Annotated in this window: 18 protein-coding genes and 3 pseudogenes; 8 read left to right on the top strand and 13 right to left on the bottom strand. The window is 55.8% G+C overall.

Going from position 1 to position 25,759, the window contains the following annotated elements; translation table 11 throughout:
* Window positions 1-81 precede the first annotated feature (81 nt).
* Window positions 82-1,659 (top strand): glutamine-hydrolyzing GMP synthase, encoded by a 1,578-nt coding sequence (gene guaA, locus BMX68_RS20455; protein ID WP_017131711.1) that lies wholly within the window; start codon window positions 82-84, stop codon window positions 1,657-1,659.
* Between the two features lie 355 nt (window positions 1,660-2,014).
* Here the strand turns inward: guaA and BMX68_RS20450 are convergent.
* Window positions 2,015-3,128, bottom strand: a pseudogene (locus BMX68_RS20450) (IS3 family transposase).
* A gap of 419 nt (window positions 3,129-3,547) precedes the next feature.
* Complete coding sequence (locus BMX68_RS20435) at window positions 3,548-4,051, bottom strand: YybH family protein (protein ID WP_060782722.1); 504 nt, start codon at window positions 4,049-4,051, stop codon at window positions 3,548-3,550.
* A 171-nt stretch (window positions 4,052-4,222) separates the two neighbouring features.
* Here BMX68_RS20435 and BMX68_RS25680 point away from each other — a divergent pair.
* A pseudogene (locus BMX68_RS25680) lies at window positions 4,223-4,974 on the top strand (IS5 family transposase).
* Between the two features lie 1,045 nt (window positions 4,975-6,019).
* Here the strand turns inward: BMX68_RS25680 and BMX68_RS20415 are convergent.
* From BMX68_RS20415 to BMX68_RS20365, 10 genes and pseudogenes are all read right to left on the bottom strand, one after another.
* Window positions 6,020-6,379: a hypothetical protein gene (locus BMX68_RS20415; protein WP_017131717.1), complete on the bottom strand. Its 360-nt coding sequence runs from the start codon at window positions 6,377-6,379 to the stop codon at window positions 6,020-6,022.
* Between the two features lie 22 nt (window positions 6,380-6,401).
* Complete coding sequence (locus BMX68_RS20410) at window positions 6,402-7,247, bottom strand: RNase A-like domain-containing protein (RefSeq protein ID WP_017131718.1); 846 nt, start codon at window positions 7,245-7,247, stop codon at window positions 6,402-6,404.
* Window positions 7,248-7,258: 11 nt separating this feature from the next.
* Window positions 7,259-7,753, bottom strand: a pseudogene (locus BMX68_RS25675) (Hcp family type VI secretion system effector).
* Window positions 7,754-8,300: 547 nt separating this feature from the next.
* Window positions 8,301-9,548, bottom strand: coding sequence for a phthiocerol/phthiodiolone dimycocerosyl transferase family protein (locus BMX68_RS20395; protein WP_017131721.1), 1,248 nt, complete (start codon window positions 9,546-9,548; stop codon window positions 8,301-8,303).
* A 110-nt stretch (window positions 9,549-9,658) separates the two neighbouring features.
* Window positions 9,659-10,069 (bottom strand): nuclear transport factor 2 family protein, encoded by a 411-nt coding sequence (locus BMX68_RS20390; RefSeq protein ID WP_017131722.1) that lies wholly within the window; start codon window positions 10,067-10,069, stop codon window positions 9,659-9,661.
* 163 nt (window positions 10,070-10,232) lie between these two features.
* Window positions 10,233-10,466: a tautomerase family protein gene (locus tag BMX68_RS20385; RefSeq protein ID WP_017131723.1), complete on the bottom strand. Its 234-nt coding sequence runs from the start codon at window positions 10,464-10,466 to the stop codon at window positions 10,233-10,235.
* Between the two features lie 57 nt (window positions 10,467-10,523).
* Window positions 10,524-11,234, bottom strand: a complete 711-nt coding sequence (locus BMX68_RS20380) for an SDR family NAD(P)-dependent oxidoreductase (protein ID WP_017131724.1) — start codon at window positions 11,232-11,234, stop codon at window positions 10,524-10,526.
* A gap of 636 nt (window positions 11,235-11,870) precedes the next feature.
* On the bottom strand, window positions 11,871-12,137 hold the full coding sequence (locus tag BMX68_RS20375; RefSeq protein ID WP_017131725.1) for a pentapeptide MXKDX repeat protein: 267 nt from the start codon (window positions 12,135-12,137) through the stop codon (window positions 11,871-11,873).
* A gap of 54 nt (window positions 12,138-12,191) precedes the next feature.
* Window positions 12,192-12,977, bottom strand: coding sequence for a molybdopterin-dependent oxidoreductase (locus BMX68_RS20370; protein ID WP_017131726.1), 786 nt, complete (start codon window positions 12,975-12,977; stop codon window positions 12,192-12,194).
* Window positions 12,974-13,591: a cytochrome b/b6 domain-containing protein gene (locus BMX68_RS20365; protein WP_026013146.1), complete on the bottom strand. Its 618-nt coding sequence runs from the start codon at window positions 13,589-13,591 to the stop codon at window positions 12,974-12,976. The genes BMX68_RS20370 and BMX68_RS20365 overlap by 4 nt, the downstream gene beginning before the upstream one ends.
* Window positions 13,592-14,480: 889 nt before the next feature.
* Between BMX68_RS20365 and BMX68_RS20360 the strand changes: the two genes are divergently transcribed.
* Window positions 14,481-17,204: an AAA domain-containing protein gene (locus tag BMX68_RS20360; RefSeq protein ID WP_074862556.1), complete on the top strand. Its 2,724-nt coding sequence runs from the start codon at window positions 14,481-14,483 to the stop codon at window positions 17,202-17,204.
* 139 nt (window positions 17,205-17,343) lie between these two features.
* Here the strand turns inward: BMX68_RS20360 and treR are convergent, their stop codons facing one another.
* On the bottom strand, window positions 17,344-18,048 hold the full coding sequence (gene treR / locus BMX68_RS20355) for a trehalose operon repressor (protein ID WP_017131728.1): 705 nt from the start codon (window positions 18,046-18,048) through the stop codon (window positions 17,344-17,346).
* 227 nt (window positions 18,049-18,275) lie between these two features.
* On the opposite strand from treR, the gene treP reads away from it, so the two are divergent.
* The 5 genes from treP (at window position 18,276) to BMX68_RS20330 (ending at window position 25,629) form a co-directional block, all read left to right on the top strand.
* On the top strand, window positions 18,276-19,718 hold the full coding sequence (gene treP, locus BMX68_RS20350; protein ID WP_017131729.1) for a PTS system trehalose-specific EIIBC component: 1,443 nt from the start codon (window positions 18,276-18,278) through the stop codon (window positions 19,716-19,718).
* 44 nt (window positions 19,719-19,762) lie between these two features.
* Window positions 19,763-21,412 (top strand): alpha,alpha-phosphotrehalase, encoded by a 1,650-nt coding sequence (gene treC, locus BMX68_RS20345; protein WP_017131730.1) that lies wholly within the window; start codon window positions 19,763-19,765, stop codon window positions 21,410-21,412.
* A 99-nt stretch (window positions 21,413-21,511) separates the two neighbouring features.
* Entirely contained in the window at window positions 21,512-22,738 is a 1,227-nt protein-coding gene (locus BMX68_RS20340) for a maltoporin (protein WP_026013147.1), read from the top strand.
* A 63-nt stretch (window positions 22,739-22,801) separates the two neighbouring features.
* Complete coding sequence (ptsP, locus tag BMX68_RS20335; protein ID WP_017131732.1) at window positions 22,802-25,336, top strand: phosphoenolpyruvate--protein phosphotransferase; 2,535 nt, start codon at window positions 22,802-22,804, stop codon at window positions 25,334-25,336.
* A gap of 2 nt (window positions 25,337-25,338) precedes the next feature.
* Window positions 25,339-25,629 (top strand): PTS sugar transporter subunit IIB, encoded by a 291-nt coding sequence (locus BMX68_RS20330; RefSeq protein ID WP_017131733.1) that lies wholly within the window; start codon window positions 25,339-25,341, stop codon window positions 25,627-25,629.
* The last annotated feature ends 130 nt before the right edge of the window (window positions 25,630-25,759 follow it).

Genomic DNA, 25,759 nt, shown 5'->3' with positions numbered 1-25,759 from the left:
CTGGAGGCGATTGATGAATTTGAACCGGGGCTGTTGATGACAGCCCCGTGTTGTTTCTGATTTCACAGACGAGAATGACTCATGGCCCTCGACATTCACGCCCACCGCATCCTGATCCTCGACTTCGGTTCCCAATACACCCAACTGATCGCCCGTCGCGTGCGTGAAATCGGCGTGTACTGCGAACTGCATCCGTTCGACATGGACGATGAAGCGATTCGCCAATTCGCTCCCAAAGGCATCATCCTCGCCGGTGGTCCCGAGTCGGTGCACGAAGCCAACAGCCCGCGCTGCCCGCAAGCGGTGTTCGACCTGGGGGTTCCGGTCTTCGGTATCTGCTACGGCATGCAGACCATGGCCGAGCAGATGGGCGGTAAGGTCGAAGGTTCCGAACTGCGTGAATTCGGTTATGCCCGAGTCGATGTGGTCGGCAAGAGCCGCCTGCTGGACGGCATCGAAGACCACATCGATGCCGATGGCCTGTTCGGCCTCGATGTCTGGATGAGCCACGGTGACAAGGTCACCCGGATGCCGGCAGACTTCCATATCCTGGCCAGCACCCCGAGCTGCCCGATTGCCGGCATGTTCAACGATGAACTGGGCTACTACGGCGTACAATTCCACCCGGAAGTGACCCACACCAAGCAGGGCGGTCGCATCCTGTCGCGCTTCATCCTCGATATCTGCGGCTGCGAAGCGCTGTGGACCCCATCGAAAATCGCCGAAGACGCCATCGCCCAAGTGCGCGCCCAGGTCGGTACCGACAACGTTCTGCTGGGGTTGTCCGGCGGTGTCGACTCCTCGGTGGTTGCGGCCCTGCTGCACAAGGCCATCGGCGACCAACTGACCTGCGTCTTCGTCGACAACGGCCTGCTGCGCCTGCACGAGGGTGAGCAGGTAATGGCGATGTTCGCCGAGAACATGGGCGTCAAGGTGATCCGCGCCAACGCCGAAGAGCAGTTCCTGAACAACCTGGCCGGCGAATCCGACCCGGAGAAGAAGCGCAAGATCATTGGCCGGACCTTTATCGACGTGTTCGATGCCGAATCCTGCAAGCTGGACAACATCAAATACCTGGCCCAGGGCACCATCTACCCGGACGTGATCGAGTCGGCTGGCGCGAAAAGTGGCAAGGCCCACGTGATCAAGTCTCACCACAACGTCGGTGGCCTGCCGGAAGAGATGAACCTCAAGCTGGTCGAGCCGCTGCGTGAACTGTTCAAGGACGAGGTTCGTCGCCTTGGCCTGGAACTCGGCCTGCCGTATGACATGGTCTACCGCCACCCGTTCCCAGGCCCGGGCCTGGGAGTGCGAATCCTCGGTGAAGTGAAAAAGGAATATGCCGACCTGCTGCGTCGTGCTGACCATATCTTCATCGAAGAACTGCGCAAGGCCGACTGGTACCACAAGGTCAGCCAGGCCTTCGTGGTGTTCCAGCCGGTGAAATCAGTGGGCGTGGTCGGTGATGGCCGTCGCTATGCGTGGGTCGTGGCCTTGCGTGCGGTGGAAACCATCGACTTCATGACCGCTCGTTGGGCGCACCTGCCTTACGAACTGCTGGAAACCGTCAGCGGCCGGATCATCAATGAGATCGAAGGTATCTCCCGCGTCACCTATGACGTGTCGAGCAAGCCGCCGGCGACGATTGAGTGGGAGTGAAAATACGTCCTTCGAGGACTATCGCCAGCTATCGAAAAACTGCCATAACGTGTTGATTTAGAACAAAAATGCGTCGCGGCAGCTATCGGTGACTATCGCCGGCCAGCAAAATAAGTTGGCGGTAAAGCTGACGGTAAGAATCGAGGCCGAATTAAGACTTTCTCATTCACTACTCAGACTTTTACCGTCTTTGACGGTAAAAGGAATCTCGGAGAAGCTTGTTTTACGCGGCTTCCCGGGCATCAGCAGGTCTCCTGATCCCTGACGGTAAAGCCGTCAAAAAAACAGGAGGAAAACCTCGATGCTAACCGACGCTGCACTACGCAATTTAAAGCCTAAGTCCAGGATGTAGTGGTCAACTGATCCCGGACACGACGTTAAGTTTTTTCTCGGCCTGAGCCGGTGGCAGCCCACCATTAAATTGGTGCGGTCGAATCCAGTTGTACCGGTGCATCAAAAAATGGCTGATATCCCGCTGAGCTTGTTGGACCGTCGTGTAGCCCATGGTCGGTATCCACTCGGTTTTCAGGCTCCTGAACACCCGCTCCATCGGCGCATCCCAACGGTTTCCTCGCCTGCTCATGCTCTGACCCATGCGATATCGCCAAAGGCGCTGGCGAAAACTCCGGCTTCCATATTGCGAGCCCTGGATGCCCTTCTAAAGGTCAAGCTGTAATTTGGCTCCGGCTTTCCCGACAAAGCCCAGCCCACAACACGGCGGGCAAAAAGATCTAGCACAACCGCCAGATACTGCCATTTCCCTTGAGCCCAGATGTAAGTGATATCGCCACACCAGACGTTGTCAGGAGCAGGCACATCAAACTCCCGGTTCAAAATATTAGGGATGTCGGGCCGCTCGATCGTCGCCTTTTTGTAAGCATGCGATCCCGGTTGTTTGCTGACCAACTCCAGCTCACGCATCAGGCTGCGTACCTTGAATCGCCCGATCTGCTCACCGTCGTCCTGCATCATGGCCATGATGCTACGGCTACCGGGAGCACTGCGGCCTCTGGTGAACAACTCGTTCACCCGACTGCGCAATCGAAGGCGTTCTATATCCGGTGTGCGGCGCCTGAGACGCCGAGCGTAGTAGCACGAGCGGGTCACTTCAAACACCTTGCACAGCCAATCAACCGGCTCGTGGATGCTCAACTGGTCAATCAGCGCGAACGCTCGAGATCTTCCGACATCAAGAGCGCGGTAGCCTTTTTTAAGATCGATTTTTCCCGCTCAAGGCGAGCAATTCGGGCTTCCAGCTCTTGGATTTTCTGCTGCTCCGGGGTCAGCGCTTTGCTCTGCGGGGTGACGCCCGTGCGTTCTTGCTGCACCTGGTCGACCCATCGGCGCAAAGCCGACTCGCCGATACCAAGCGAGCGGCTGGCCTCAATGAGGCTGTAATCCTGCTTGAGAACGAGGTCGGCAGCCTCGCGCTTGAATTCAGGGGAAAAGGTACGGCGTTGTTTGGTCATCTGACACCTCGTTCTGGCGAGCATTCTCGCCTAAATGAGTGTCCGGGATCATTAGACCACTACAAATTGACGGCTGAACCTCGGAAATCACTCGCCACAGCTCCTCGATGAAATTTGCGGGTCAGTTTGTGCTCGAAGAGATCAATCTGGTGCGCCTGCGGCCCGGCTAACGCGCCTATTCGCGCTGCTCCCGGGTTTGATCGAAAACAACCAACGCGCGGCCTGCTCTTCGGCGAAGTCCAGTGCTTCGCGAAATGTAGGGCAGTCGGCGATACACGTGACACCGTGCAAGCCGATCGGATCGTCTTGCCACTCCGGATCGAAATGGAGATAGACGCTGTAGAAATCGCCTACCCCGTCATCGCAGTGCTCAACCGCGCCCTCGACCTCGCGGCAACCCAAGGTCTCTCGCCAGCCCGCTACGGGGCCTTGGCCGGCGGAGCCGGCTGTTCAATGTTCCAGCTGTCCACCGCCGTGAGCCATTTCCCATCTTCTTTTACGAAGGTAAGGGCGAAACTGCCTTTGCTTCCCTCGCCCTTGTGCGGGTCGTTCGGGGTTGTGGTCCAATGACCGCTAATGGCAACAACTGTGTCGCTGAGCTTCTGGGCATGCTCGCAGACGCCTTTGAAAGTGACGTCTGCAGGTGATTCCGCATAGCTTTTTCGAATAGCTTCCCGACCGATCAGTATGCCTCCAGGTAGCGTCGGGCCGATGTACATCGCGTTTTCGGTGTAGAAGCCATTGACCAACTGGTCCGTAGTGCTCTTTGCAGCCAAAGCGCCGAAACCGTCGCATGCCTTTTTTGCACCGATCACCGGATCTTCATTATCCAGCGTCTGTTGAGTCTGCGCTTCGGCAGCGAAGGGGGGGCAAACCAATCCCACAGTCACAAGCGCGCCAATCAGAAGTAGTCCAGTTTTCATCGCGGTCGGCCCCTTCTCATGATTGAAAAATGAATGATAGCAGCATTGAGCAGCGTCAGTTCAAGACCCTCAATACGCTCCAGGACACCAGGACCGTAGACGAGATTTCTGAATAAATCGCTAGGGTCTGTGGCGATTCATAAATTGACGCGGATATGATTCATACTTCGGATGGATCGAGATGTTCTGACGGATGCCCAATGGGTGAAGATCGAGCCGCACTGCCTTGGTAAGCCAAGCGACCCCGGTCGCAGCGGGAAAGACAATCGACTGTTTCTGGAGGCAGTGCTGTGGATCGTGCGCACAGGCAGTTCGCGGTGTGATCTGCCGGATCGGTTCGGCAACTGGAACACGGCATTCCGTCGTTTTCGCGATTGGCGGGAAGCCGATGTTTTCAGGCGCATATTCGACGCGATCTCGGACGAACCCGACCTGGAATATGTCATGGTCGATGCGACAATTGTCAAGGTCCATGGCCATGGCCAAGGCGCAAAAGGGGAAGTTCGAGTCAGGCCATTGGCCGCTCCAAAGGTTGCATGACAACAAAGATACTGGCGCTCACCGATACCCTGGGCAACCTCGTGAGCTTCCGTCTGATGCCGGGTCAGCGCCATGACAGCGTCGAGGTACCACCACTGATCAATGGGATCGCCTTCGACGGGCTGATCGCCGACAAGACCTTCGACAGCAGCGCGCTGGTTGCCGAACTGAACGACCGCGGCGCCCGGGTCGTCAGCTCGCAGCACCCCGCACGTGCGCAGAAGCTCAGGATAGATGCTGACATCTACGCCTAGCGCCTCCTCATCGAGAACTTCTTCTGCAAACTCAAAGAGTTCAAACGCATCGCCATGCGGGCATGCAAAACCGATCAGAGTTTCGAAGCCATGGTCTACCTCGCTGGTGCTGTCGTCAACTCAAGATGAATCCCCACAGACCCTAATTCACGGTCGGCCTGCGGTTCGCAGAATCGAGCATGGTATTTTTCATGGTATCTTGAATTTTCGTGAAAATAACATGCTGATTTATATATAATTTTTATCGAAATTTATAATCGAGTGGGAGTAGAGGGTATCCTCAACTATCTAATTTTATTGTGAACATGAGAATAGATGGTGAATTTTACTGCATCATCAATGGCGTTTTTCATGGCGTACATTGTAGGCATTAGTAGAGAATGCCTACAATGTACGGCTTAGTAATGTCAGCATGATATCGAGAGTGCTAATATATCATGATTATGAGGCGACTCGCTTCTACTGTTTAGATTGCTACCAACTCGGAAAAACTTTGGTTGTGGATGACATAAAGCTTTCAGCCACGCCCTGTAAATCCTGATAAGAAATTTCGTGAGCGGGCTTTGTACTCGTTATCAAGCAAGCTTAAAACATTCGTTAGAAATGCATACAAGTCTCCTTCGAAATAATCTTCAATGAAGGATGTTTCTTGCCCAAACGGAGGGTGTACATATTCTAAACCCTCCGAAGTCATATGATTTTTAATACTCACTATCCTATGAATATCATTCTCCAACCGATTTTTTATAAGTTCTTGCCTCGCCTAATCGCACTTTCTTGGTGATCGTGCCCGAAATTCGATAGTTTAGGGTGCTCAAAGAAGACTTTAGTGATCCGGCTAGCGTCCGCGTCTACGCGGCCTTCACGGGTGTGGAATTTCTTCAGCGATTGATCTCAGAGTGTAGGGGGTATTCGCAACTATCTGATTTTGTTGTGAAAATAAGGATAGGTAGTGACTTTTACTGTGTCATTAATGGCGTTTTTCATGGCGCGGATGGTTGGCATCAGCACAAGTGCCTCGATACCATAATCGGCATTAGCAATGCCGGCATGGTATCGAGAGTGCTAAGCTTGGAGATGTCAGTCAGGAACTGAGTTGCCAGTATTAAATACTCTTTCCTGCCCATTCTCATGGTTTATGTAGCCGTTAGTATCATTCGTACACGTAGAATCTTTATTTGTAGCCTAACCAGCCAAAACACTTAACAAAGAAGGCTTTTCTCTTTTTCTCAATATGAAAATCAATCAAGCCGAGGATGCTAGTAAGAAAAATATGCTCTTCAACACCGAATCTCTCAGGGATGAAACAAAGGTCGTACCATGACAATATCTCATCAACTTCGAAATTTCCGGACCGTTGAAGCTTTATATAATTTGTAACATCCTTTCTTAGCGAAAGGGCGGAAAAATATGACTTTTTCGCCATCCATTGGTCGATTATTTCTTCGACGGTAAGCTGTCCGGTTCTTTGGTCTTCAGGGAGATAGTCGAGTATTCCGTCACCCAGACTCTTCATGAGGTCTATCAATTCCATATATCCACGCATTACAAAAACCTCAAAGTATCGGAAAGGCAGTAAGGATATATCTTGGCATATAGTTGTATTCTTCGAATTCTATGATAACTCTCAACTTTGTCATGCTGACTGGAGTATTTTGGGCGGAGCGATGGATACCCCATCCTACAACCTGTTTCGCGTCAAAATCCAAAATTAGCCGATTGCTCTTGCGAATAAATTGAGTTTTAGAATGCATCAAGATTCTAAGTCGATTTGCTTTCAGTGACTGGCTTACTGCCCATTCCGCAATATCCATTTTTTCGAATGTAGACATAACACTCGCTGATTTTACCTTTTTTAAGCGCAACTGCAGTGCTGCAATATCTTTTTGGAAGTGGAGCTTCTTAGTATGTCCGCCGATACTGTTGTTTGGTGCGTGGAGTGGCTTCTCGCTTGTAGTAATGCTCATCCTGCCAGCACGTACCGAGGAAACTCGAAAAGCGTTGTACATAGATGCAGTAGTTAAAGGCACTACGAACTCGGTAGCTAACCCAATAACCTGGCCTGTTGCTCGAGAGGCACCTAAAGCCTCAGCCGCCGTCGCTCCAGCTTTGAATGCATATGAGTCAGTTTGCTGGCCTGTCACAATTTGCGTAGAGGCAGCTGAAAGTTGATCAGAAGCGTGAACCCCCATTGCAACGCACCCGACTTTTGAAATCATCGTTGGCTCAGGTAACGCACACAGCACACTTGAACCTGCGAGCTCGATAATCCCGCCGACAAGCCGAAGGCTTCCAAATATACGATTGGACATAATCTCAGCGGGTGTAAGTGACTCGTGCGTAAGTATTGCAGCCATCTGAGCAAAATTGAGGATGACGCGAAAACTTCCATCATCAGACATAATGCGTTTCCTTACGCAAATGGCTTGTTAGCGGTCCTGTCCCAACCACCAGAAACGATGCCTGCGCTTCCACCATCGGCACGACGCTGTTGTGAGTATTCGAATTTGATACGTCCGTAATTTAGGGTTACGACTTCAACAGGGAAGCCGGACTGTTCTGCGCCCTGTCCGCTGACCAACGCGATCAGCACCTCTTCCAGCACGATGTCCAAGTACTTGAATTTTTCAGTCCCGGCACGATGGACTCGAATGGTCACGGTTTTGATATGCTACCCTCCGCAGCAAAGCTCAAATAGCTTAGGAGTCGCACGGTCAATGTACTTGCTGATTTGGAAGTCTCCGAGGGAAACACCTCCAGCGGAGGCACCACCACTGGAGCGGGCTGTTTGACTGATGGACTGCATGGCGTCGTAGTGGTATGAAAGCAGTTCGATCCAACCTTTGTGCCCATCGTCAAGCGACTCGCCCTCAACGCCATCAACCTTCATAAATGCATCAAAGGACATGGTAGCTCCCTGCTATTCACAAAATCTGAGGCAAAGACACTAACTGAATTTGCGCTCAAATTACCAGCCCGACGTGTGCTTGGGTTAGTCGCACGTTGAGAGATGACCATGAGCCTTGCCAATCGACAGGCGTGTGTGATCGGAATGCCTGCAAGCATCAGCCATGATCGGAATGGTATATTTCAAGGTGTCTGAGCTTATAAATTTTATAATTCAATGATTTATATCTATTTTTATTTGTTATTGATAATAGAGTGAGAATGATCCGGCATCCGGCATCCGGCATCCGGCATCCGGCATCCGGCATCCCGCATCCCGCATAGAACGGCAGACCGGCAGCGATTGGCAAAAATACCCCTGAAGCCCGCGTAATTGCGGATTTTTGGCTTTTTGGGTCTGGCAAATTCTGGCGGCTTTGTGCATCGCCAAGCGCCGTGTTTGTGCGGCATGGTACGGGGCGATTCAGGCTGCCCTCAATAAACGGACTTTTTCGTGCGCTAAGAGGAGGTGTTACTTAAGCTGCCGAGCCACATCATTCCGGATGCATTCAGCGCAGCTGCGAAATGATGAGATCTCTTGCCCCTATTAGAAGATCGGAAATGGGTTCGGCGCTGACATTGGTCATGCAGAGAAGTCCATCGAGTGTTGCGAGCGAGACGGTCTGCGTGTGCGAAACTCCACTGGTTATCATCGGGCGGATGAACAACAAGCGCAGCGGCCCATACTCAGACGGTATCGCAAGTCGCCCGTAATTGGTCACCATCAACGCCTGCGCACGCCGGTCAGCCGCTTCTGATATATGGCTGGGGGCCATTTCGGCGCTGAGCGTTTCTCGCAAAGGCGCAAAGCTGCGGGCAGCGGCCTGAATGTTTCCCAACGCTGAAACATCACTTCTCACCTGTCGCGCCAGATCCCAAAAGTCGTATGGCTTTGCCGATTCGAGTTCGGTGTGGGCGAGGGTCAGTAGAACACCCGGAATGTCACCGATGCCCAGCATTTTTCGGTTGTCAATGGGGCTTACACAGCGAATCGCTGTTTCGGCCCAACGCTGGGATTTTGCTCGCCCTGCAATTAAAATCCCGGCAGTCAGCGCACCATGAACGGTCGTTTGTTCTTGGCGTGCGCGTTCCGTTATCGCGGCCACGGTCTGCGGCGCTAACGAGATTTGCTCCAATTGATGTTGAGCTGCCAATTGAGTGACAGGGTGTTCAATCGGTTCGGAAAACCCGCTGTATGCTGGTGAGGGCGTTGAATAAATGTCTGCACCGTGCAAGCCAAGCAACTCGTCTAGCGAAGGCAAAAAGGGCTTTTGCTTTCCCAGATCCTTTCCTGCGAGCGAGCTAATTAAGTCGCGGATCAAGTAGACCAGCGATCTGCCATCGAAAGCCACATGATCGGCAGCCAGCACTAACGTGGAACGATGCTTTTCGTGCAGGACGGTAGCTCGTAAAAGCAGCTCATTCTCGGCGAAACCAGTTTCGAGTTCTTTCGCGCAGTAGTCGAGCAATGATTGGGCGGAGCCGAATGGCAATACTTCCAGCGGCAGATCGACGCCAGGAGCCGTGACAAAGCAAGGGCGAAAACCAGGGGACTTTCGAACGCGCGCCGAAAGTATTGGATGATGCGCTTGAAGTGCATTCAGTGCCGTTCGCCACCCGTCGATCGTTGTCGGGCCCTCCAGCGCGGCGACGACCACTATTGTGCGCGGCGTTTTTCGCTCCACAAGCCAGAAGTACTCTTCGAAAGTCCCGAGAGGGCGTAGTTTTGCCGCGATTCCAAGCTCGGATTCAAGCATATAGCTCTCTCATCAGTTGCGCCTTTCTCGGCGCAATCGGCTGCACTTGAAGTCTTAGCGAAAAAAATCCCTTTCTTGAGGGCCCTCTGATCGCCCGGCAGAGTGGTGGATTAAGTGGCCGACGCGGGGACGAGGCGCATCGGCTCGAAGCCCAGCTTGTTGGCGAACACCTCCTGGACGAGCACTGCGCTGGGAAGTGGCCGCCACGCGACCTCGATCTGGTCGATGAGACCGTGTTCGTCCAGGTGCAGATGCTCGTTCCCCTTGACCGTGATTCCATTGCACGTGAAAGTGAAAAAGACGGCCACGTCCCGATCCGATGTAAACCTCAGGTTGACCTCCAGGGTGTCGATGGTCTCGAGAAACCCGGAAAGGACCTCTGCGACCGCGTCCTTCCCTTCGGTGGGTTCAGGAAAGATAGGACCGAGAAGAACGATGTTTTCCGCAAGATGCGGAAGGATCTGCAGATTATCTTTGTTGCTCAGCGCCTTGAAATAGGCGTCTACATGCGTGGTTGTCATCTGAGACACTCCTCTGAATGGGGCCGGTAGTGGAGACATCGGATCGCGCGGGCTGACGTGGGCGGCCTGTAGGAGGCCACCCGGTCTTCACCGATGTTTCGGGGCGTTGTCATTTCGGCGTCTCGTGCCGGTGTCGCTTGCCCGAGACGCTCTGCGTCCCACGTCAGGAGTCTTTCTGACGATCCCCAGCGTGACGGCTTAGATACTCTGCCAGCGGCAGGCCGCCTTTTCCGAGGTCGTCTATCTCATGTTCGTGAAAGATAACGGTTGTCTCCTCACGCGGCTTGCCCATGACGTCGAAGAGCAGGTCGGCGACCCCTTTGTAGACTGCGGCCTTTTGCTCGCTGGTGGTGCGTTTCGCACCCTCACGGGTCACAAGTATGTTCACGATTGGCATATGTCTCTCCTAGAAGGTGGGGAGCGCACCCATTGCGCTCTCCCCTTGAGGGTTGGGTTAGCGACCGGCGATAAGGCCGCCATCGACGTGGAGGATTTCACCGGTCGAGAAAGTGGCGTCCTCAAGATAGAGCACAGCCCGAACGATGTCCTCGACTTCGCCCAGCTTGTTCATGGGGTGGAACGCGGCCAATTGTTCGACGATCTGCGGATCGTGCATGGGCGTGCGAATGATTCCGGGAGCAACGGCGTTCACGCGGATGCCGCGCTTGGCGTACTCGATCGCTAGACTCTTGGTGGCAGAGTTCATTCCGCCCTTCGTCAGCATGGCGATAAAGGCAGGGGAGCTCGAAACGGCGAATTCCGCCGCCGACGCCGTGATCTGGACGACATGGCCGCTGCCCTGCTCAAGCATCACGGGGATGACATGCTGGGTGGTAAAGAAAAAGCCATCGAGATTGGTCTTCAGCTTGAGCCGATAGTCCTCTTCCGTATATTCGGTGAACGGCTTGCCGATGAAGATACCGGCGTTGTTCACCAGTGTGTCAATGCGACCGAACCTGTCGAGCGCTGCCGCGACCAGACGTGCGCCTGTCTGCGGGTCGCCGATGTCGCCGCGGACGGTCACCAGGTCTGGATCGGTCGAGGGCTGGATCGAGCGCGACGTGGCGACGACGCCGTAACCGCGAGCACGAAACCCATTCACGATGCCCTCACCCATGCTCTGCGAGGCGCCAGTGATGATGGCTACTTTCTTGATCTCTGACATTGTTGAACTCCTTTATGTTTGCGCGTTGACCAGAATGTACGTCCCTATCGAGAGCTGGAAAATTAGCTATCTCCGATCAATGGCTGATAAAAAACGCACAGACATCGACTGGCTGGATCTCCGAATCTTCGTGGTACTGGCGCGTCGTAGCCTGTCTGCCGCGACCCTGAAGGCTATGTGCTGACGCCTGCTGGAACGCCCTCGCTCAAAACGGCAGGCGGCCCTGATCCCGAGATTTGGATGGTGCAATCCGATCTTTGAAATCGAGCTTGCGGCAGGCCGCCCAGGGCGGGCTTGGCTGATGCCTTGAAGGCGAGGAAGGCGTGTGCGGCACTGTGCGTGCTGGGGCTGCAGCGCACCCGCGAAGCGCAGTTGCGGTGACTGGAATTTACGGCGAAGGACGCATTCTGCTTGCTGCCTGGGCAACCAACGAATACGCGGTCAAGGTTGTGTCGTCTTGCTCTCCTTCGACCGGTCGAGACGCTTACGAAGGGAAAGAAAACTGGCAAGCCACAATGATCAAGTGAATCTGACCTGACAGTCATGGCCGCAAATCCAGTAACTGTCAGATCAGCTCAGAGCTTCTACAACGTGATCAATTCAGGCTCGGTCCCATAGGGACCGCGGTGATCGGAATTACTGCGACATTCCGCCTTTTTTCATGGCGTCCTTGGACATTTCATCTTTCTTCATCGCATCTTTGGACATGCCGTCTTTAGACATACCGTCTTTGGACATTCCATCTTTCTTCATTGCATCTTTCTTCATCGCATCCTTGGACATGCCGTCTTTGGACATAGAGTCTTTGCTCATGCTGTCGTGGCTCATAGTGTCAGCAGCAAAAACACTGGCGGCACCAACGGCCAGGCACATGGACAGAACAACGGTAGTCAACTTCTTCATGATGATACTCCTTGGAACATGGGTTTATGGACGGGTGAAAGGATTAGGCACTGATCAACTACCACCGAACCAGTTGTAGCCCTGGTCTTCCCAGTAGCCACCGCTGTAGGTGTTGCTGACGAAAATCGCCTGAATGTGTTTGGGATTCTTGTAGCCGAGTTTGGTGGGCATGCGCAGCTTCATCGGGAAGCCGTATTCGCGCGGCAGCACCGCGCCGTCATAGGTCAGCGTCAGCAACGTCTGCGCGTGCAACGCGGTGGCCATGTCGATGCTGGTGTAGTAATCGTCGGCGCATTTGAACCCGACATATTTGGCGTCGGTGTCGGCTCCAACCCGTTTCAGAAAGTCGCTGAAGCGCACGCCCCCCCAACGCCCGATCGCACTCCAGCCTTCGACGCAAATGTGCCGGGTGATCTGCTCGGTCTGGGCCATGGCGCGTAACTCTTCAAGGCGCCAGTTGCGCTTGTCGGCGACCAGGCCGGTGACTTCCAGGCGATAGCTTTCCTCTTCCACCGTCGGCGCTTCATCGATGCCGTAAAAGGCATTGAAGGGAAAGGGTCGGGTGATCATCGATTCGGGATAAGTCGGGGCCATCGCGTTTGGGTTGAACAGCCAGCCTTGCACCCGGTCATTAAAACGCGACATGGACGACAACGCGGTGTCGACGCTTTCGTTGTCGGTGATGTTGCAACCGGACAACATCGCCACACTTCCAAGGGTCAGGCCACGCAGCAGAAACGAGCGGCGCGAGCGGTCTTCGATTTGCGGGGCAAGGATCTTGCGGGCGTCGATCAGGATCGAAGTCTCGTCCAGCCCAGGTATCTGGATACGTTTTTTCATACCTGCTCCTTGCGGGTGACGATCATGGCCAACAGTGTTTTCGGAACCAGCGCGACCATCACCAAGTGCACCATCACGAAGGCCACCAACAGTGCCATGGTGAAGAAATGCACGCGGCGCGCCCCTTCGTAACCCCACAGCAGTTCACGCAGTAATGGAAACTGCACCGACTTCCACAACACCAGCCCGGACAGCACTAGCAATGCGATGTCGACCATCACGAACAGGTAAGCCAGTCGTTGCACTTGATTGTATTGATTGAGGTCGGCGTGCCCGAGCTTTCCGCGCGCGGCCGCCCACAAATCATGCAGTACTCCTTTGGGTGACACCGGGAAGAAACGCCGCTTCAGGCGCCCACTGAAGAGATTGAAGATCAAGTAAATCAGGCCGTTGATCGCCAGAAACCACATTGCCGCGAAATGCCATTGCAACGCGCCGCCGAGCCAACCGCCGAGGGTAATCGACTTGGGAAAACTGAATTCGTAGATCGGCGAGGCGTTGTAAATACGCCAACCGCTGGTGACCATCACCAGCACCGCCAACGCGTTGAGCCAATGAGTAAGCCTTAGCCAGCGTGGATGGTTGGCTCTGGGTGAAGCAGATGACTGCGACATATCTGGCTTCCATTCGTTATTCGTTGGGCCCGAGTATAGGCGATGGAATATTTCTGAGTCCTCACGCAAAATTAAATTAATCGTGATAACTCGCCTCTGACGATACTGGCGCTTGAACAGCTCACATCTGATCCGACGTTATGATCGGATCGAAAAGTATCATTCCGACATCATGTGGAAAGCTGGTTGAGGTGCTTTCTTTCAGAAATTCCAGGCTAGCAGGCATATGTCTATAGTGCTATGTAGATGTGACAATTAAGTTTCTCCGTACATGGTGACATGATGTTTCTCATGGCTCTGTGGGATAGCGTGTAGACAATGATTGAATGGATAAAATACCCTACTTTATAAGCGTGGAGATCGATAGGTATGGATTCATTAAGTTGCTGTAATTTCAGACCTTTGTGGCCCGCATATACTGTCTATGGTCGCGGATTGATGTTGTATTTCGGGGGATTTGCTGACGTCGCCCGGTCGACCGGGGCGTCAAAAAATCGGACAGATTTGGACGGCACTTAACTTAACCTTCTTCGGATGTCCGTTTTTTCTCAGCTCGGCCCTCGCATCTCTAGCAGTGTTTGCTCATCACCTCCCGTCAGGCGAACGGGAAACGCTCGTGAACATGACCTAGCGTCCGCTGGACCGGCGTATCGGCAAGACCGAGCGTGACCGCATCGGCTATTGGCTGGGCGAAACCCGTTTTTACCTAGGATGGTTTGCGGCTGTTGCGGGAGCATAAGAACACTCAGCCAGCCCCTATGGCGACGACGGCCATGACGAGTCACCGCAGGTCAGGAGTGGATGAATAATGGCGTAATGAGGCTATCCAGGGATATTCTGAAACCATTGTGACGTTTCCTTCCTCCGAGCAATTTTTGCATAAAATCATATGATTTCTATCTACATGGATGGTGAAGATCAAACCGGAAAGCTCCGTGACTGGAGGATACGGCCGAATACTCAAGGTACAGAGCCGATACTGACTTGTTATTTTCGCTCGGGCGGGGAGTCCAGTCGCCCATTGAGCGCTTGCCGAGTCGTCCCCACCCAGGTGCTACAGGGAAAGCTTCTCATGCAGAAAAAGCAGGCGGAGTTCAATCCCGTGGACAGTGCGCATATCTATGGGGAGAAGTATGCCGTCGTTAAATACCCGGGAGGGCAGAAGAGCTACGTCAACAAGCTGGATGATGTTGTGTTCGTTGCGCAGACCACGCTCAAGGACGAAGCAGTCTTTCGCTATTTCGTTTCTGTGGCAAATGCGCGGATAGAACGGGCAACGCCGCAGGACAAAGCCATCGCCGAGAATGTATTGCGCCAATTGGATAAGGTGCTCTCCCATGGCGATACGGCATTGCACGCCTATTGCACGGGGCAAAGTCAATCGCGGCAGTCTGAGGGCGGTTTTATCTACCCTTTCGGCGTCAACGAAAGCCAACTCGACGCAGTAGAACGGGCCTTCAGCTCTCAGATCAGCTTGATCGAAGGTCCTCCAGGCACCGGGAAAACCCAGACAATATTAAACATCATCGCCAATATTGTATTACGCGGAAAAACCGTCGCGATTCTGTCGAATAACAATGCGGCGGTGGAGAACGTCTATGAAAAGCTAGGCAAAGTCGGGCTGGATTATCTGCTTGCCAAGCTGGGTAGTACGGAGAATCGCAAAAGCTTTTTCAACGACCTGGCGGCCATACCCTCGGCAGCCAGCGGATCCGCCCCCGATATGCAGCACATTCAAGCCGTTCTCCAGCGCTTGAAGCAGTTTCTTCATGCCCAGAACGAGTTGGCGCGGTTGCAGGGCGAGATCGATGAGTTGACGATAGAGCAACAATATCTGTTGCAATGGCAGCGCGAGAACATGGCGACAGCCCCTGTTCCCTTGGGCAAGTACAAGTTGTCTGCAAAAAGCAGCGTGGATCTGATGGCTTATATGACCCACCTTGCGCACAACCGTATCAGGCTAAGGGACAGGATCGAGTTGCTGTTGAATTTCAGAATCCTACGCATGAAGCCTTTCGATGATTGGGGCAAGCGTCAATCCCTGATCTATTCCTTGCAGCTACATTTTTATGAGAGGTCGCTACAGGATAAAAAGTCTGCATGGGCAAGCTGTCGGGAAGTATTGGAGCGAGGTAACTTCAAGACATTGTTGGAGGAGCTGACCAGCGCTTCGATGGCCCATCTGAAACACCATCTTTATCAGCATGCCGGCGTCCACCAGGAATTCGATTCGGACAGCTATCGGAATAACTTTGATAAATTTCTGAAACGCTACCCGATCTTGGGTAGCAGCACGCATTCCATTATCAACTCGATCGGCCGTGGTGCACTTCTCGACTATGTCATCATCGACGAGGCTTCGCAGCAGGACATCGTGCCGGGAATACTGGCATTGGGTTGCGCCAGAAACCTTATTGTCGTTGGCGATCGCAAACAATTGCCGCATATCCCGGCGAAACTGGGTATCGCCGCTGCCGCCGACGCCTATGATTGCGAGAAATACAGCCTGCTCGATTCCTGCGTCAGTGTTTTCAATGACTCGGTTCCGATGACGCTGCTCAAGGAGCATTATCGTTGCCATCCCAGGATCATCCAGTTCTGCAATCAGCAGTTTTACGACAACCAGCTTATCCCGATGACATACGATTCAGGTGAAAAGCCATTGCAGCTGCTCGTCACCGCCCAGGGCAATCACACACGAAAGAATGCCAACCTTAGAGAGTTGGATTCAGTGCTCGAAATGCTGAAGTGGGATGGCGAGAGTGATTGGGACAATGCCAACAGCAGAGGATTCATTGCTCCGTACAGAGCGCAGGTTGCTCTTTCGCAGACGCATTTGCCAGAGCATTTCGTCAAGAATACCGTGCACAAATTCCAAGGGCGCGAGTGCGACGAAATTGTTTTTTCCACCGTGCTGGATAAAAAACAATACAGTCAGCGAAACCTCGGTTTTGTGGATAATCCACATCTGGTCAATGTGGCGGTATCGAGAGCCAAGACTCGCTTTACGCTAGTGACCGGCGACGACGTCTTTACCGAGAACAACGGTCATATCGCTGCCCTGGTGCGTTACATGGAGTATTACGCTGGCGAGCAACAGATTCATCGTTCACTGCTCATTTGCGCTTTTGATCTGCTCTACAAGGCATACGATCAATCCCTGGAAAGGCTCAATGCCCGATTGCGACCGAGCGACTCGCGATTCAAGTCCGAGCAGATCGTCGCACAGCTGCTGCGTGAGGCGTTATCTCGCGAAGGCAATCAGGCGATGACGTTCCATGCCCAGATCCGCTTGAATCAGTTGGTTTCAGCGGACAACGAGGCATTGACGCCGCCCGAGCGAAACTTCATGAGAAACCGCGCCAGTTGCGATTTCGTACTCTATTTCCGGGTAGGAAAAACACCTTTGGGTGTCATTGAAGTCGATGGTGGGTATCACGACACGACGCTGCAGGCTGCGCGGGATCAGTTGAAAAACAGCATCCTGATGAAGAGCGGTATACCGTTGCTCCGATTGCGAACCGTCGAGAGCCACATTGAGGACCGGATCGCGAAATTTCTGGCCCAGTGGGCAAGCGCCAACAATACCTCGGCATCGCCGCTTATGCCTTAGGCTCTGTACGAAATGCATCTGCGTTCGCCCATGCGGGGTTGAAGGTCGGCTCGTCATGCTCATTGAGCATCCGTCGACGGCGCTGGCTCGCCTGCTTTCGCCTGGCCTGGCCTTCGCTCGAAAACATTTCCTACAGATTCTAGCGCCTGGCCACGTCCGAAAAGTAGAACTTGTCCAGGGTATGCCGCGACTCGGTGTACTCGAATTGCCGGCCATCCTGCAGGAAGGTCTGGTTCTTCACTACGATCACATGGCTGGCTCCATCCAGGTCCAGGTGTTGCTGATCGTCCTTGCCACAACGCTCCGCTTCGATGGTGCGCTCGGCGAAACTGATGCTCAGTCGCAGGGTCTGCTCGATATAGGCATAGATCGAGTGCTCGGCAATGTCCCGCGTCAGGCCGGGAATCAGCTCGGCGAGGAAATGGTTGATATCGAGAATGATCCGTTTGCCATCAATGCGCCGCACCCGCTTGATGCGGATCAGCGGACTGTCGGGTTCGGCCTGAAAGCGTTCCCGCAGGGCGCCCGTCAGCGGGATTTCGCTGAACTCCACGACTTCGGTGCCGATATGGCTGCCCATGCTCACATGGGCTTCCTGGAAGCTGACGATGCCGCCGAGTTGGAACTCGATGGGGCTGCGTGACAGCACGAAGGTGCCCTTGCCATGGATTTTTTGCGCGAACCCGCGCTCCTGCAGTTGCTCGATAGACTTGCGCACCGTGCCGCGACTGGCTTGATAGCGGTTCATCAGTTCGGTTTCCGAGGGCAGCCGATCGCCTTTTTCCAATTGCTCCGTGGTGATGCTGGCAAGCAGATCGTTGTAGATCTGGTTGTATTTGCTCATGGTGTTCGCTCTGGATTGGACGTCGCCGGCTGATAGCGTAGCGGGCGCGGTGCCCCAAGGCATGAAACCTTAAGGGCAGGCCGAAGCTTTGTCCATTTGTCGGGTCGTTTGCCAATAAACGCTCAACTCGTCTATACGAGTTATTGCTTTAACTCGTATAGACGAGTATTTTTTGTTTCTATGTGCTGCCAAGCCTTTCCAATAACAAGAAACAGCGGAAGAAAAGTATGAGCCACGACTATCCGAATATCGCTCGCGAGCTGCTGCAAAGTCTCGGCGGCGCCGAAAACCTCGAGCAGGCCGCTCATTGTGTCACCCGTCTGCGGCTGGCGCTCAAAGACCCGAATAAGGTCGACAAGGTCGCCCTGTCCGCGATCGAGCTGGTCAAGGGCTCATTCTTTAGCGCTGGCCTGTTTCAGATCGTCATCGGCCCCGGTGAGGTGGAAAAAGTCTACGCCGCGTTGCGCGAGCTCACGGGCCTGGCGGTGTCGACCATTGCTGACGTCAAGCAGAAAGGGGCCGACAAGACCCACGCCATACAGCGGCTGGTGCGGGTGTTTTCCGATGTGTTCATGCCTATCCTGCCGGCGCTGATCATTGCCGGGCTGCTGATGGGGGTGAACAACCTCATGGGCGCCAAGGGCATGTTCATCGACGACAAAACGCTGCTCGAGGCCTATCCGTCGCTGGACGGCCTGTGGAGCCTGATCAATCTGATGGCCAACACGGCCTTCGTGTTCCTCCCGGCGCTGGTCGGCTGGTCGGCGGCCAAGCGCTTTGGCGGCAGCGAAATCCTCGGTATCGTCCTGGGCCTGATGCTGGTCCATCCGGACCTGCTCAATGCCTGGAACTACGGTAAGGCGGTCGCCGGCCTGGACGGCCAAAGCCTGCCGTACTTCGATATCTTCGGCTGGTTTCGTATCGAGAAAGTCGGCTACCAGGGACAGATTCTGCCGATCCTGATGGCCGCCTATGTCATGAGCGTGATCGAGAAGTGGCTGCGGGCGCGAGTGCCCAATGCCATTCAACTGCTTGTGGTGCCGATCACCACCATCGTCGTCACCGGTGTCCTGGCGCTGGCGATCATCGGTCCGGTGACCCGCCACCTGGGGATCCTGATCACCGAAGGGATGGTCTGGCTGTTCGACGTGGCGCCGGCGCTCGGTGGTGTGATCTTCGGCTTGCTCTATGCGCCGCTGGTGATCACCGGCATGCACCACATGTTCCTCGCGGTGGACCTGCAATTGATCTCGGGCCATGGCGGCACTTTTATCTGGCCGATGATCGTTATGTCCAATCTGGCCCAGGGCAGCGCGGCCTTCGCCGTGTTCTACATGAGCCGCAATGCCCGCGACCGCGGCATGGCCTCGACCTCGGCGATCTCCGCCTACTTCGGTATCACGGAACCGGCGATGTTCGGCGTCAACCTGCGCTACAAGTTTCCGTTCTACTGCGCGCTGATCGGCTCGGCACTCGCCAGCGTGTTGCTTTCGCTGAACCAGGTGCTGGCCTCGGCCATCGGCGTTGGCGGTTTGCCGGGGTTCATTTCGATCATTCCGTCGTTCATCCCGATGTTTATTGTCGGCATGCTGATCGCGATTGTCGTGCCTTTTGTCCTCACCTGCGGCTTGAGCGTGAAGATCGTCCGTCCCGGCTACCGCGTCGCTTGAGGTGCAAGCCCGATACCGACGCCACTGACGACAAGGGAATTCCCATGCAAGACTGGCAACATTCGGTGATCTATCAGATCTACCCGAAGAGCTTCCATAGTCATGCAGGCCAGGCCACCGGCGATCTGCTGGGGGTGGTCGACAAGCTCGACTACCTGAAGTGGCTGGGCGTCGATTACCTGTGGATCACTCCGTTCCTGGGGTCGCCGCAACGTGACAACGGTTACGACATCAGCGACTACTACGCCATCGACCCGAGCTACGGTACCATGGCCGACTGCGAGTTGTTGATCGCCGAAGCCGGACGGCGCGGCATCAAGCTGATGCTCGATATTGTGGTCAATCACACGTCCATCGAGCACGCCTGGTTCCAACAGGCCCGCAGCAGCCTGGACAACCCGTACCGCGACTTCTACATCTGGCGCGACCAGCCGAATAACTGGCAGTCCAAGTTCGGCGGTAGCGCCTGGGAGTACGAGGCGCAAACCGGCCAGTATTTCCTGCATTTGTTCGATCACACCCAGGCCGACCTGAACTGGGACAACCCCAAGGTGCGCCAGGAAGTTTTCAAGATGATGCGCTTTTGGCGCGACAAGGGCGTCGGAGGTTTTCGCCTCGACGTGATCAACCTGATTTCCAAACCGGCGGATTTCCCCGAGGACGCCAGCGACGGACGGCGTTTCTACACCGACGGTCCGAATGTCCATGAGTACCTGCGGGAAATGCATCGGGAAGTGTTTGCCGGTCATGATCTGATCAATGTCGGTGAAATGTCTTCCACCAGCCTGGAGCACTGCATCCGTTATTCGCGTGCGGAGTCGCGGGAGCTGTCGATGACCTTCAACTTCCATCACTTGAAGGTCGATTACCCGAACATGGAGAAATGGGTGCGCGCCGATTTCGACTTCCTCGAACTCAAGCGCATCCTTTCCGACTGGCAGCTCGGCATGCAGGCTGGCGGCGGCTGGAACGCCCTGTTCTGGTGTAATCACGACCAGCCACGGGTGGTCTCGCGATTTGGCAATGACGGCGAGTACCGCACGGTTTCGGCCAAGATGCTCGCCACCGCACTGCACTTTCTCCAGGGCACGCCCTACATCTACCAGGGTGAAGAACTGGGTATGACCGATCCTGGCTTTGACCATATCGCCCAGTACCGCGATGTCGAGACCCTGAACATTTACCGCATCAAGCGTGAAGCCGGCGAGTCCGACGCACAGAGCATGGCGGCGATCATGCAGAAGTCCCGTGATAACGGTCGTACACCGATGCAGTGGAGCGCAGGGCCGAACGCCGGCTTCAGTTCGGTGCAGCCGTGGATCGGTGTACCGTCGAATGCAGCGCAGATCAACGTCGAGCAACAGCGACAAACGCCTGACTCAGTGCTGCATCACTATCGTCGTCTGGTGGCCTTGCGCCGTACCGAAAGGCTGATGGTCGAAGGGGTTTATCGTCAGTTGCTTCCCGAGCATCCACGGGTCTGGGCCTATGTGCGCGAAGGGCAGGGCGAGCGTCTGCTGGTCATCAATAACTTTTACGCCGATAGCTGCGAGGTCCTGTTGCCTGAGGGAGTCTTCAGTCCGGGACAAGAGCTGCGCGTGGTGATCAGCAACTATCAGGATTGTCCTGCACACGGTCGCGAATTGTTGCTGCGACCCTACGAGTCTTTTGTGCTGTATCTGTCAGAAAAGTAGGAAAAATCCTTCGTCAAATACGGTTCGCACCACATCGTGCGCTGGGAGGTTGCGCCTGACAATTGAGCATTGATCACAATAAAAATAATGAGGTGGTTCATGAAAACAATAATAAATAGAAGCCTTGTGGTGGGCTGTGTATCCCTGGGGCTGCCATTCTCTGCTTACTCCCTGGAGTTCTCCGGATACCTGCGTAGCGGGTTGGGAAGTTCACTCAACAGCAGTTCGCAAAGTTGTTTCCAGTTACCGGGCGCACAATCCAAGTACCGCCTCGGCAATGAGTGCGAGCACTATGGGGAGCTGGAACTGCGCCAGGATCTGCTGACGCTCGACGATGGCTCGGTGTTCAGTGTCGATGCCATGGCCTCGCTCTATAACAAGTACGATCGTGACCTGAGATTCCAGGGCAATGACCACGGTTCAGCGCGTATGCCGCAAATGTACGCGCATTGGTCGAACATGCCGTCGCTCAATGGCGGTTCCCTGTGGACGGGGCGTCGTTACTACAAGCGAAACGATATCCATATCTCCGATTTCTACTACTGGAACCAGAGCGCTACCGGCGCTGGTGTCGAGGATGTGCGGATCGGCGACCTGAAGTACAGCTATGCGTTTTCGCGCAAGGACAACCTGTACCAGAAGGATTCTATCAATCGCCATGATTTCAACGTGGCAGGATTCAAGACCCACGCCGAGGGTGAGCTGGAGTTCGGTTTCAGTTACATCGATGCCCCTCGGCATGGCGATACCCAACGAGGGTGGGCGATCACCGCGCAGCATGTGCGCAACGACTTCCTGGGTGGCAAGAACAAGTTTGCCCTGCAATACGGCGAGGGGCCGGGCACCGGCCTGGGCTACACCGGCGATAAGCATCTGGATACCGGCAACAAAAGCTACCGCGCGGTGGAGTTCTTCGATTGGCAGGTGACCCGGCGTTTTGGCGGGCAGGTTGCGGCGGTTTATCAGAAGGACATTCGTCCCGATGGCCAGGGCCAGACCTGGATGTCTCTTGGCGTGCGCCCGTCCTACGCCATCAGCGAACAATTCAAGCTGGTTACCGAGCTGGGCCATGACCGGGTCGAGGCGCCAGGCGGCACCCGCAAGCTCAGCAAGTTTACCTTCGCCCCGACCTGGTCACCCAAGGGCGCGGATTTTTGGGCGCGTCCCGAAGTCCGTCTCTACTACACCTACGCTAGTTGGAACAAAGCAGCGCAGCGGGCGGCCAACGAGTGGGCGGCGGGCTCTGCGTTGTCCGATACCGGGGCTTTCGGTAGGGCGCGAAATGGCGCCAACGTGGGTGTGCAGATTGAGTACTGGTGGCAATAAGTTCATGCGGGTGGGGCATTTGCCCTGCCGGCGTTTCAAAGAATAACGATAGAAGGTGATGTCATGACCGCAACCTCTTCCCTGGAACTGCTCGCGCCGTTATCAGGGGTGCTGATGCCATTGGACCGGGTCCCCGATTCGGTGTTCTCCAGTCGCCTGATCGGTGATGGCCTGTGTATCGATCCGACGTCCAGCGTGCTCTGCGCACCGTTGGCCGGAGTGATTAGCAATGTTCAGGACAGCGGGCATGCCATCAGCCTTACCGATGAACATGGCGTGCAGGTTCTGTTGCATATCGGCCTGGACACCGTGAATCTGGCGGGCAAGGGCTTTACCGCACGGGTCCGCGCAGGCGAACAGGTACAGGCAGGGCAAGCGCTGATCGAGTTCGATGCGGACTATCTGGCCCTGCATGCCCGCAGTTTGTTGACCCTGGTGGTGCTGGTCAGCGGTGAGCCCCTTACCCTGCACGTGCCTGCTGACGGGCGGGTCGAAAGCGGCCAGACGTTGCTAAGCCTGAGCCTGGCCGCGACGCCCGGCATCGCGCCAGTGAAGGGCGAGGGCGAAGTGTTATTCTCCCGCCCCCTTAGCCTGCCCAATGCCAATGGCCTGCACGCCCGTCCGGCGGCGGTGCTGGCCCGGGCGGCGAAAGATTTTGCCGCCAGTATCCATCTGCACAGGCACCAGGACAGCGCCAACGCCAAGTCGCTGGTGGCGATCATGGCGTTGCAGACCGGTCCGGGCGATGTCCTGCAGGTCAGTGCCGCGGGCGAGGATGCCCAGGCTGCCCTCGATACGCTGACGACCCTGATTGCCCAGGGATGTGGTGAAACCATTACGAGCGAGAGCACCGTGGCAACCTTCGATGCCCCGCAGGCATCGTCCGCGACCCTCTTGCGCGGAGTCTGCGCCTCGCCAGGCTCGGCCTTCGGCAAGGTGGTGCAGATCTGCGAGCAAGTGCTGAGTGTCCAGGAGTCGGGTGTTGGCGAAGATCACGAACGTGCCGCCCTCGAACGTGCCTTGATGGAAGCGACCCAGGCCCTGCAGGCCTTGCAGGACAATGCGCTCGGCAGCACCCAGGCGCAGATTTTCCGGGCCCACCAGGAGCTTCTCGAAGACCCGAGTCTGCTGGAGCAGGCCCAGTCGCTGCTGGCCCAAGGCAAGAGCGCGGCCTTTGCCTGGCGTGCAGCCACCGCGCAGACCGCGGCCTTGTTCAAGCGTCTCGGCGGCGACCGGCTCGCCGAGCGCGCCCTGGACCTGGTGGACGTCGGCCAGCGCGTACTCCGTTTGATCCAAGGTGTCCAGGAACCGGCGACGGAGTTGCCGGACGATGCGATCCTGATCGCCGAGCAACTGACGCCGTCGCAAACCGTCGGGCTGGATACGCGCAAGGTGCTGGGGTTCGCCACGGTCGGCGGCGGTGCCACCAGCCATGTCGCGATCCTCGCCCGGGCCTTTGGCCTACCGGCGTTATGCGGACTGCCGGCGCAGGCTTTACACATTGCCTGCGGTACCCAAGTGCTGCTGGATGCCGATCTGGGGCAGTTGCATCTACAGCCCGAAGAGGCGGACGTCCAGCAGTTGCTGGTCAAGCGCCAGCAGCAGCGCCAGCGTCGCCAGCGCGAAACCGCACAGTCCCATCAGGCTGCGCGCACCCGCGATGGGCATCACGTCAAGGTCATGGCCAACGTAGCTTCGCTGGCGGAAGTGAAGCAGTCGCTGACGCTGGGCGGCGAAGGCGTCGGCTTGCTGCGCTCGGAGTTTCTTTATCTTGATCGCAGCAGCGCCCCGAGTATCGAAGAGCAGGGCACCACTTATTCTGCGATCGCCCAGGCCCTGGGTCCGGAACGCGCCCTGGTGGTGCGTACCCTCGATGTCGGTGGTGACAAGCCGTTGGCTTATGTGCCAATGGACAGCGAGGCCAACCCGTTTCTCGGCATGCGCGGCATTCGCCTGTGCCTGCAACGTCCCGAACTGCTGCGCCAGCAATTGCGGGCAATCCTCGCCTGCGCCGGACGGACCCGGCTGCATATCATGCTACCGATGATCACTCAGTTAGCCGAGTTGCATCAGGCCCGACTGTTTCTGGTCGAGGAAGCCCGAGCGCTGGGGCTGAGCGAACTGCCGAAACTGGGGATCATGGTCGAGGTGCCCTCGGCGGCCCTGATGGCCGATCTGTTTGCGCCGCAAGTGGATTTCTTCTCCATCGGGACCAACGACCTGACGCAGTACACCCTGGCGATGGACCGTGATCACCCGCAGTTGGCGAGTCAGGCCGATAGTTTGCATCCGGCGGTGTTGCGCCTGATCGCCACCACGGTGCAGGCGGCCCATGCCCATGGCAAGTGGGTGGGGGTCTGCGGCACCCTGGCCTCCGAGGTTCTGGCGCTGCCGGCCCTACTGGGGCTGGGGGTGGATGAGTTGTCGGTCGGCGTACCGTTGATCCCATCGATCAAGGCGGCGGTGCGCGAGGTCAGCCTGGAGGAGTGTCGGACGCTGGCGCAACGGATTCTTGGCCAGGAAAGCGCGGAGCAGGTCCGTGAGTTGCTGCGCCAGCATCAACAATTAACGGCGGTCGCGCCGGTCTTGGAGAACTGATCATGTTCGATACATTAAAGCGGGCGTTCTGGAAGGCCCTGACTCCGGACTTGGTGCCGGATCAATCGACGCTCGCCAGCGCCGCCCCGGCGCCAGCACTGGCCGCGCCGATCCTGACGGCCCTGGGCGGGGAGGCCAATCTCAAGTCCTGGCGGCGTGTGGCGCTGACGCGGCTACGGGTCGAGTTGCATGATGCGAGCAGAATCGATTCGTCGGGGTTGCGGGCAGCCGGTGTACCGGGGGTGATGGCATTGCCCGGTGGCGTGGTTCATTTATTGGTAGGGCTGGACTGACGCCATCGCCGGCAAGCCTGCTCTCACAATGTTGGGGCTGTACTCGACATTTGTTTACGAGTGAAAACCCGGGGGACCAGGCTTGTCGGGACACCGCATTGCCGCGAATGGGCCTGACTGACAGGACGCG

The sequence above is a fragment of the Pseudomonas agarici genome (assembly GCF_900109755.1).
Lineage (GTDB): Bacteria > Pseudomonadota > Gammaproteobacteria > Pseudomonadales > Pseudomonadaceae > Aquipseudomonas > Aquipseudomonas agarici.
This window is presented reverse-complemented; position numbering and strand designations above follow the sequence as displayed.

Bases quoted from the DNA above. Each gene is read 5' to 3' on its own strand.
- guaA (WP_017131711.1), top strand. From the start codon at position 82: ATGGCCCTCGACATTCACGCCCACCGCATCCTGATCCTCGACTTCGGT.
- BMX68_RS20330 (WP_017131733.1), top strand. From the start codon at position 25,339: ATGTTCGATACATTAAAGCGGGCGTTCTGGAAGGCCCTGACTCCGGAC.
- BMX68_RS20340 (WP_026013147.1), top strand. From the start codon at position 21,512: ATGAAAACAATAATAAATAGAAGCCTTGTGGTGGGCTGTGTATCCCTG.
- BMX68_RS20390 (WP_017131722.1), bottom strand. From the start codon at position 10,069: ATGACAACCACGCATGTAGACGCCTATTTCAAGGCGCTGAGCAACAAA.
- BMX68_RS20375 (WP_017131725.1), bottom strand. From the start codon at position 12,137: ATGAAGAAGTTGACTACCGTTGTTCTGTCCATGTGCCTGGCCGTTGGT.
- ptsP (WP_017131732.1), top strand. From the start codon at position 22,802: ATGACCGCAACCTCTTCCCTGGAACTGCTCGCGCCGTTATCAGGGGTG.
- treP (WP_017131729.1), top strand. From the start codon at position 18,276: ATGAGCCACGACTATCCGAATATCGCTCGCGAGCTGCTGCAAAGTCTC.
- BMX68_RS20365 (WP_026013146.1), bottom strand. From the start codon at position 13,591: ATGTCGCAGTCATCTGCTTCACCCAGAGCCAACCATCCACGCTGGCTA.
- treC (WP_017131730.1), top strand. From the start codon at position 19,763: ATGCAAGACTGGCAACATTCGGTGATCTATCAGATCTACCCGAAGAGC.
- BMX68_RS20435 (WP_060782722.1), bottom strand. From the start codon at position 4,051: ATGAAAACTGGACTACTTCTGATTGGCGCGCTTGTGACTGTGGGATTG.
- BMX68_RS20385 (WP_017131723.1), bottom strand. From the start codon at position 10,466: ATGCCAATCGTGAACATACTTGTGACCCGTGAGGGTGCGAAACGCACC.
- BMX68_RS20415 (WP_017131717.1), bottom strand. From the start codon at position 6,379: ATGGAATTGATAGACCTCATGAAGAGTCTGGGTGACGGAATACTCGAC.
- BMX68_RS20395 (WP_017131721.1), bottom strand. From the start codon at position 9,548: ATGCTTGAATCCGAGCTTGGAATCGCGGCAAAACTACGCCCTCTCGGG.
- BMX68_RS20410 (WP_017131718.1), bottom strand. From the start codon at position 7,247: ATGTCTGATGATGGAAGTTTTCGCGTCATCCTCAATTTTGCTCAGATG.
- BMX68_RS20360 (WP_074862556.1), top strand. From the start codon at position 14,481: ATGATTTCTATCTACATGGATGGTGAAGATCAAACCGGAAAGCTCCGT.
- BMX68_RS20370 (WP_017131726.1), bottom strand. From the start codon at position 12,977: ATGAAAAAACGTATCCAGATACCTGGGCTGGACGAGACTTCGATCCTG.
- treR (WP_017131728.1), bottom strand. From the start codon at position 18,048: ATGAGCAAATACAACCAGATCTACAACGATCTGCTTGCCAGCATCACC.
- BMX68_RS20380 (WP_017131724.1), bottom strand. From the start codon at position 11,234: ATGTCAGAGATCAAGAAAGTAGCCATCATCACTGGCGCCTCGCAGAGC.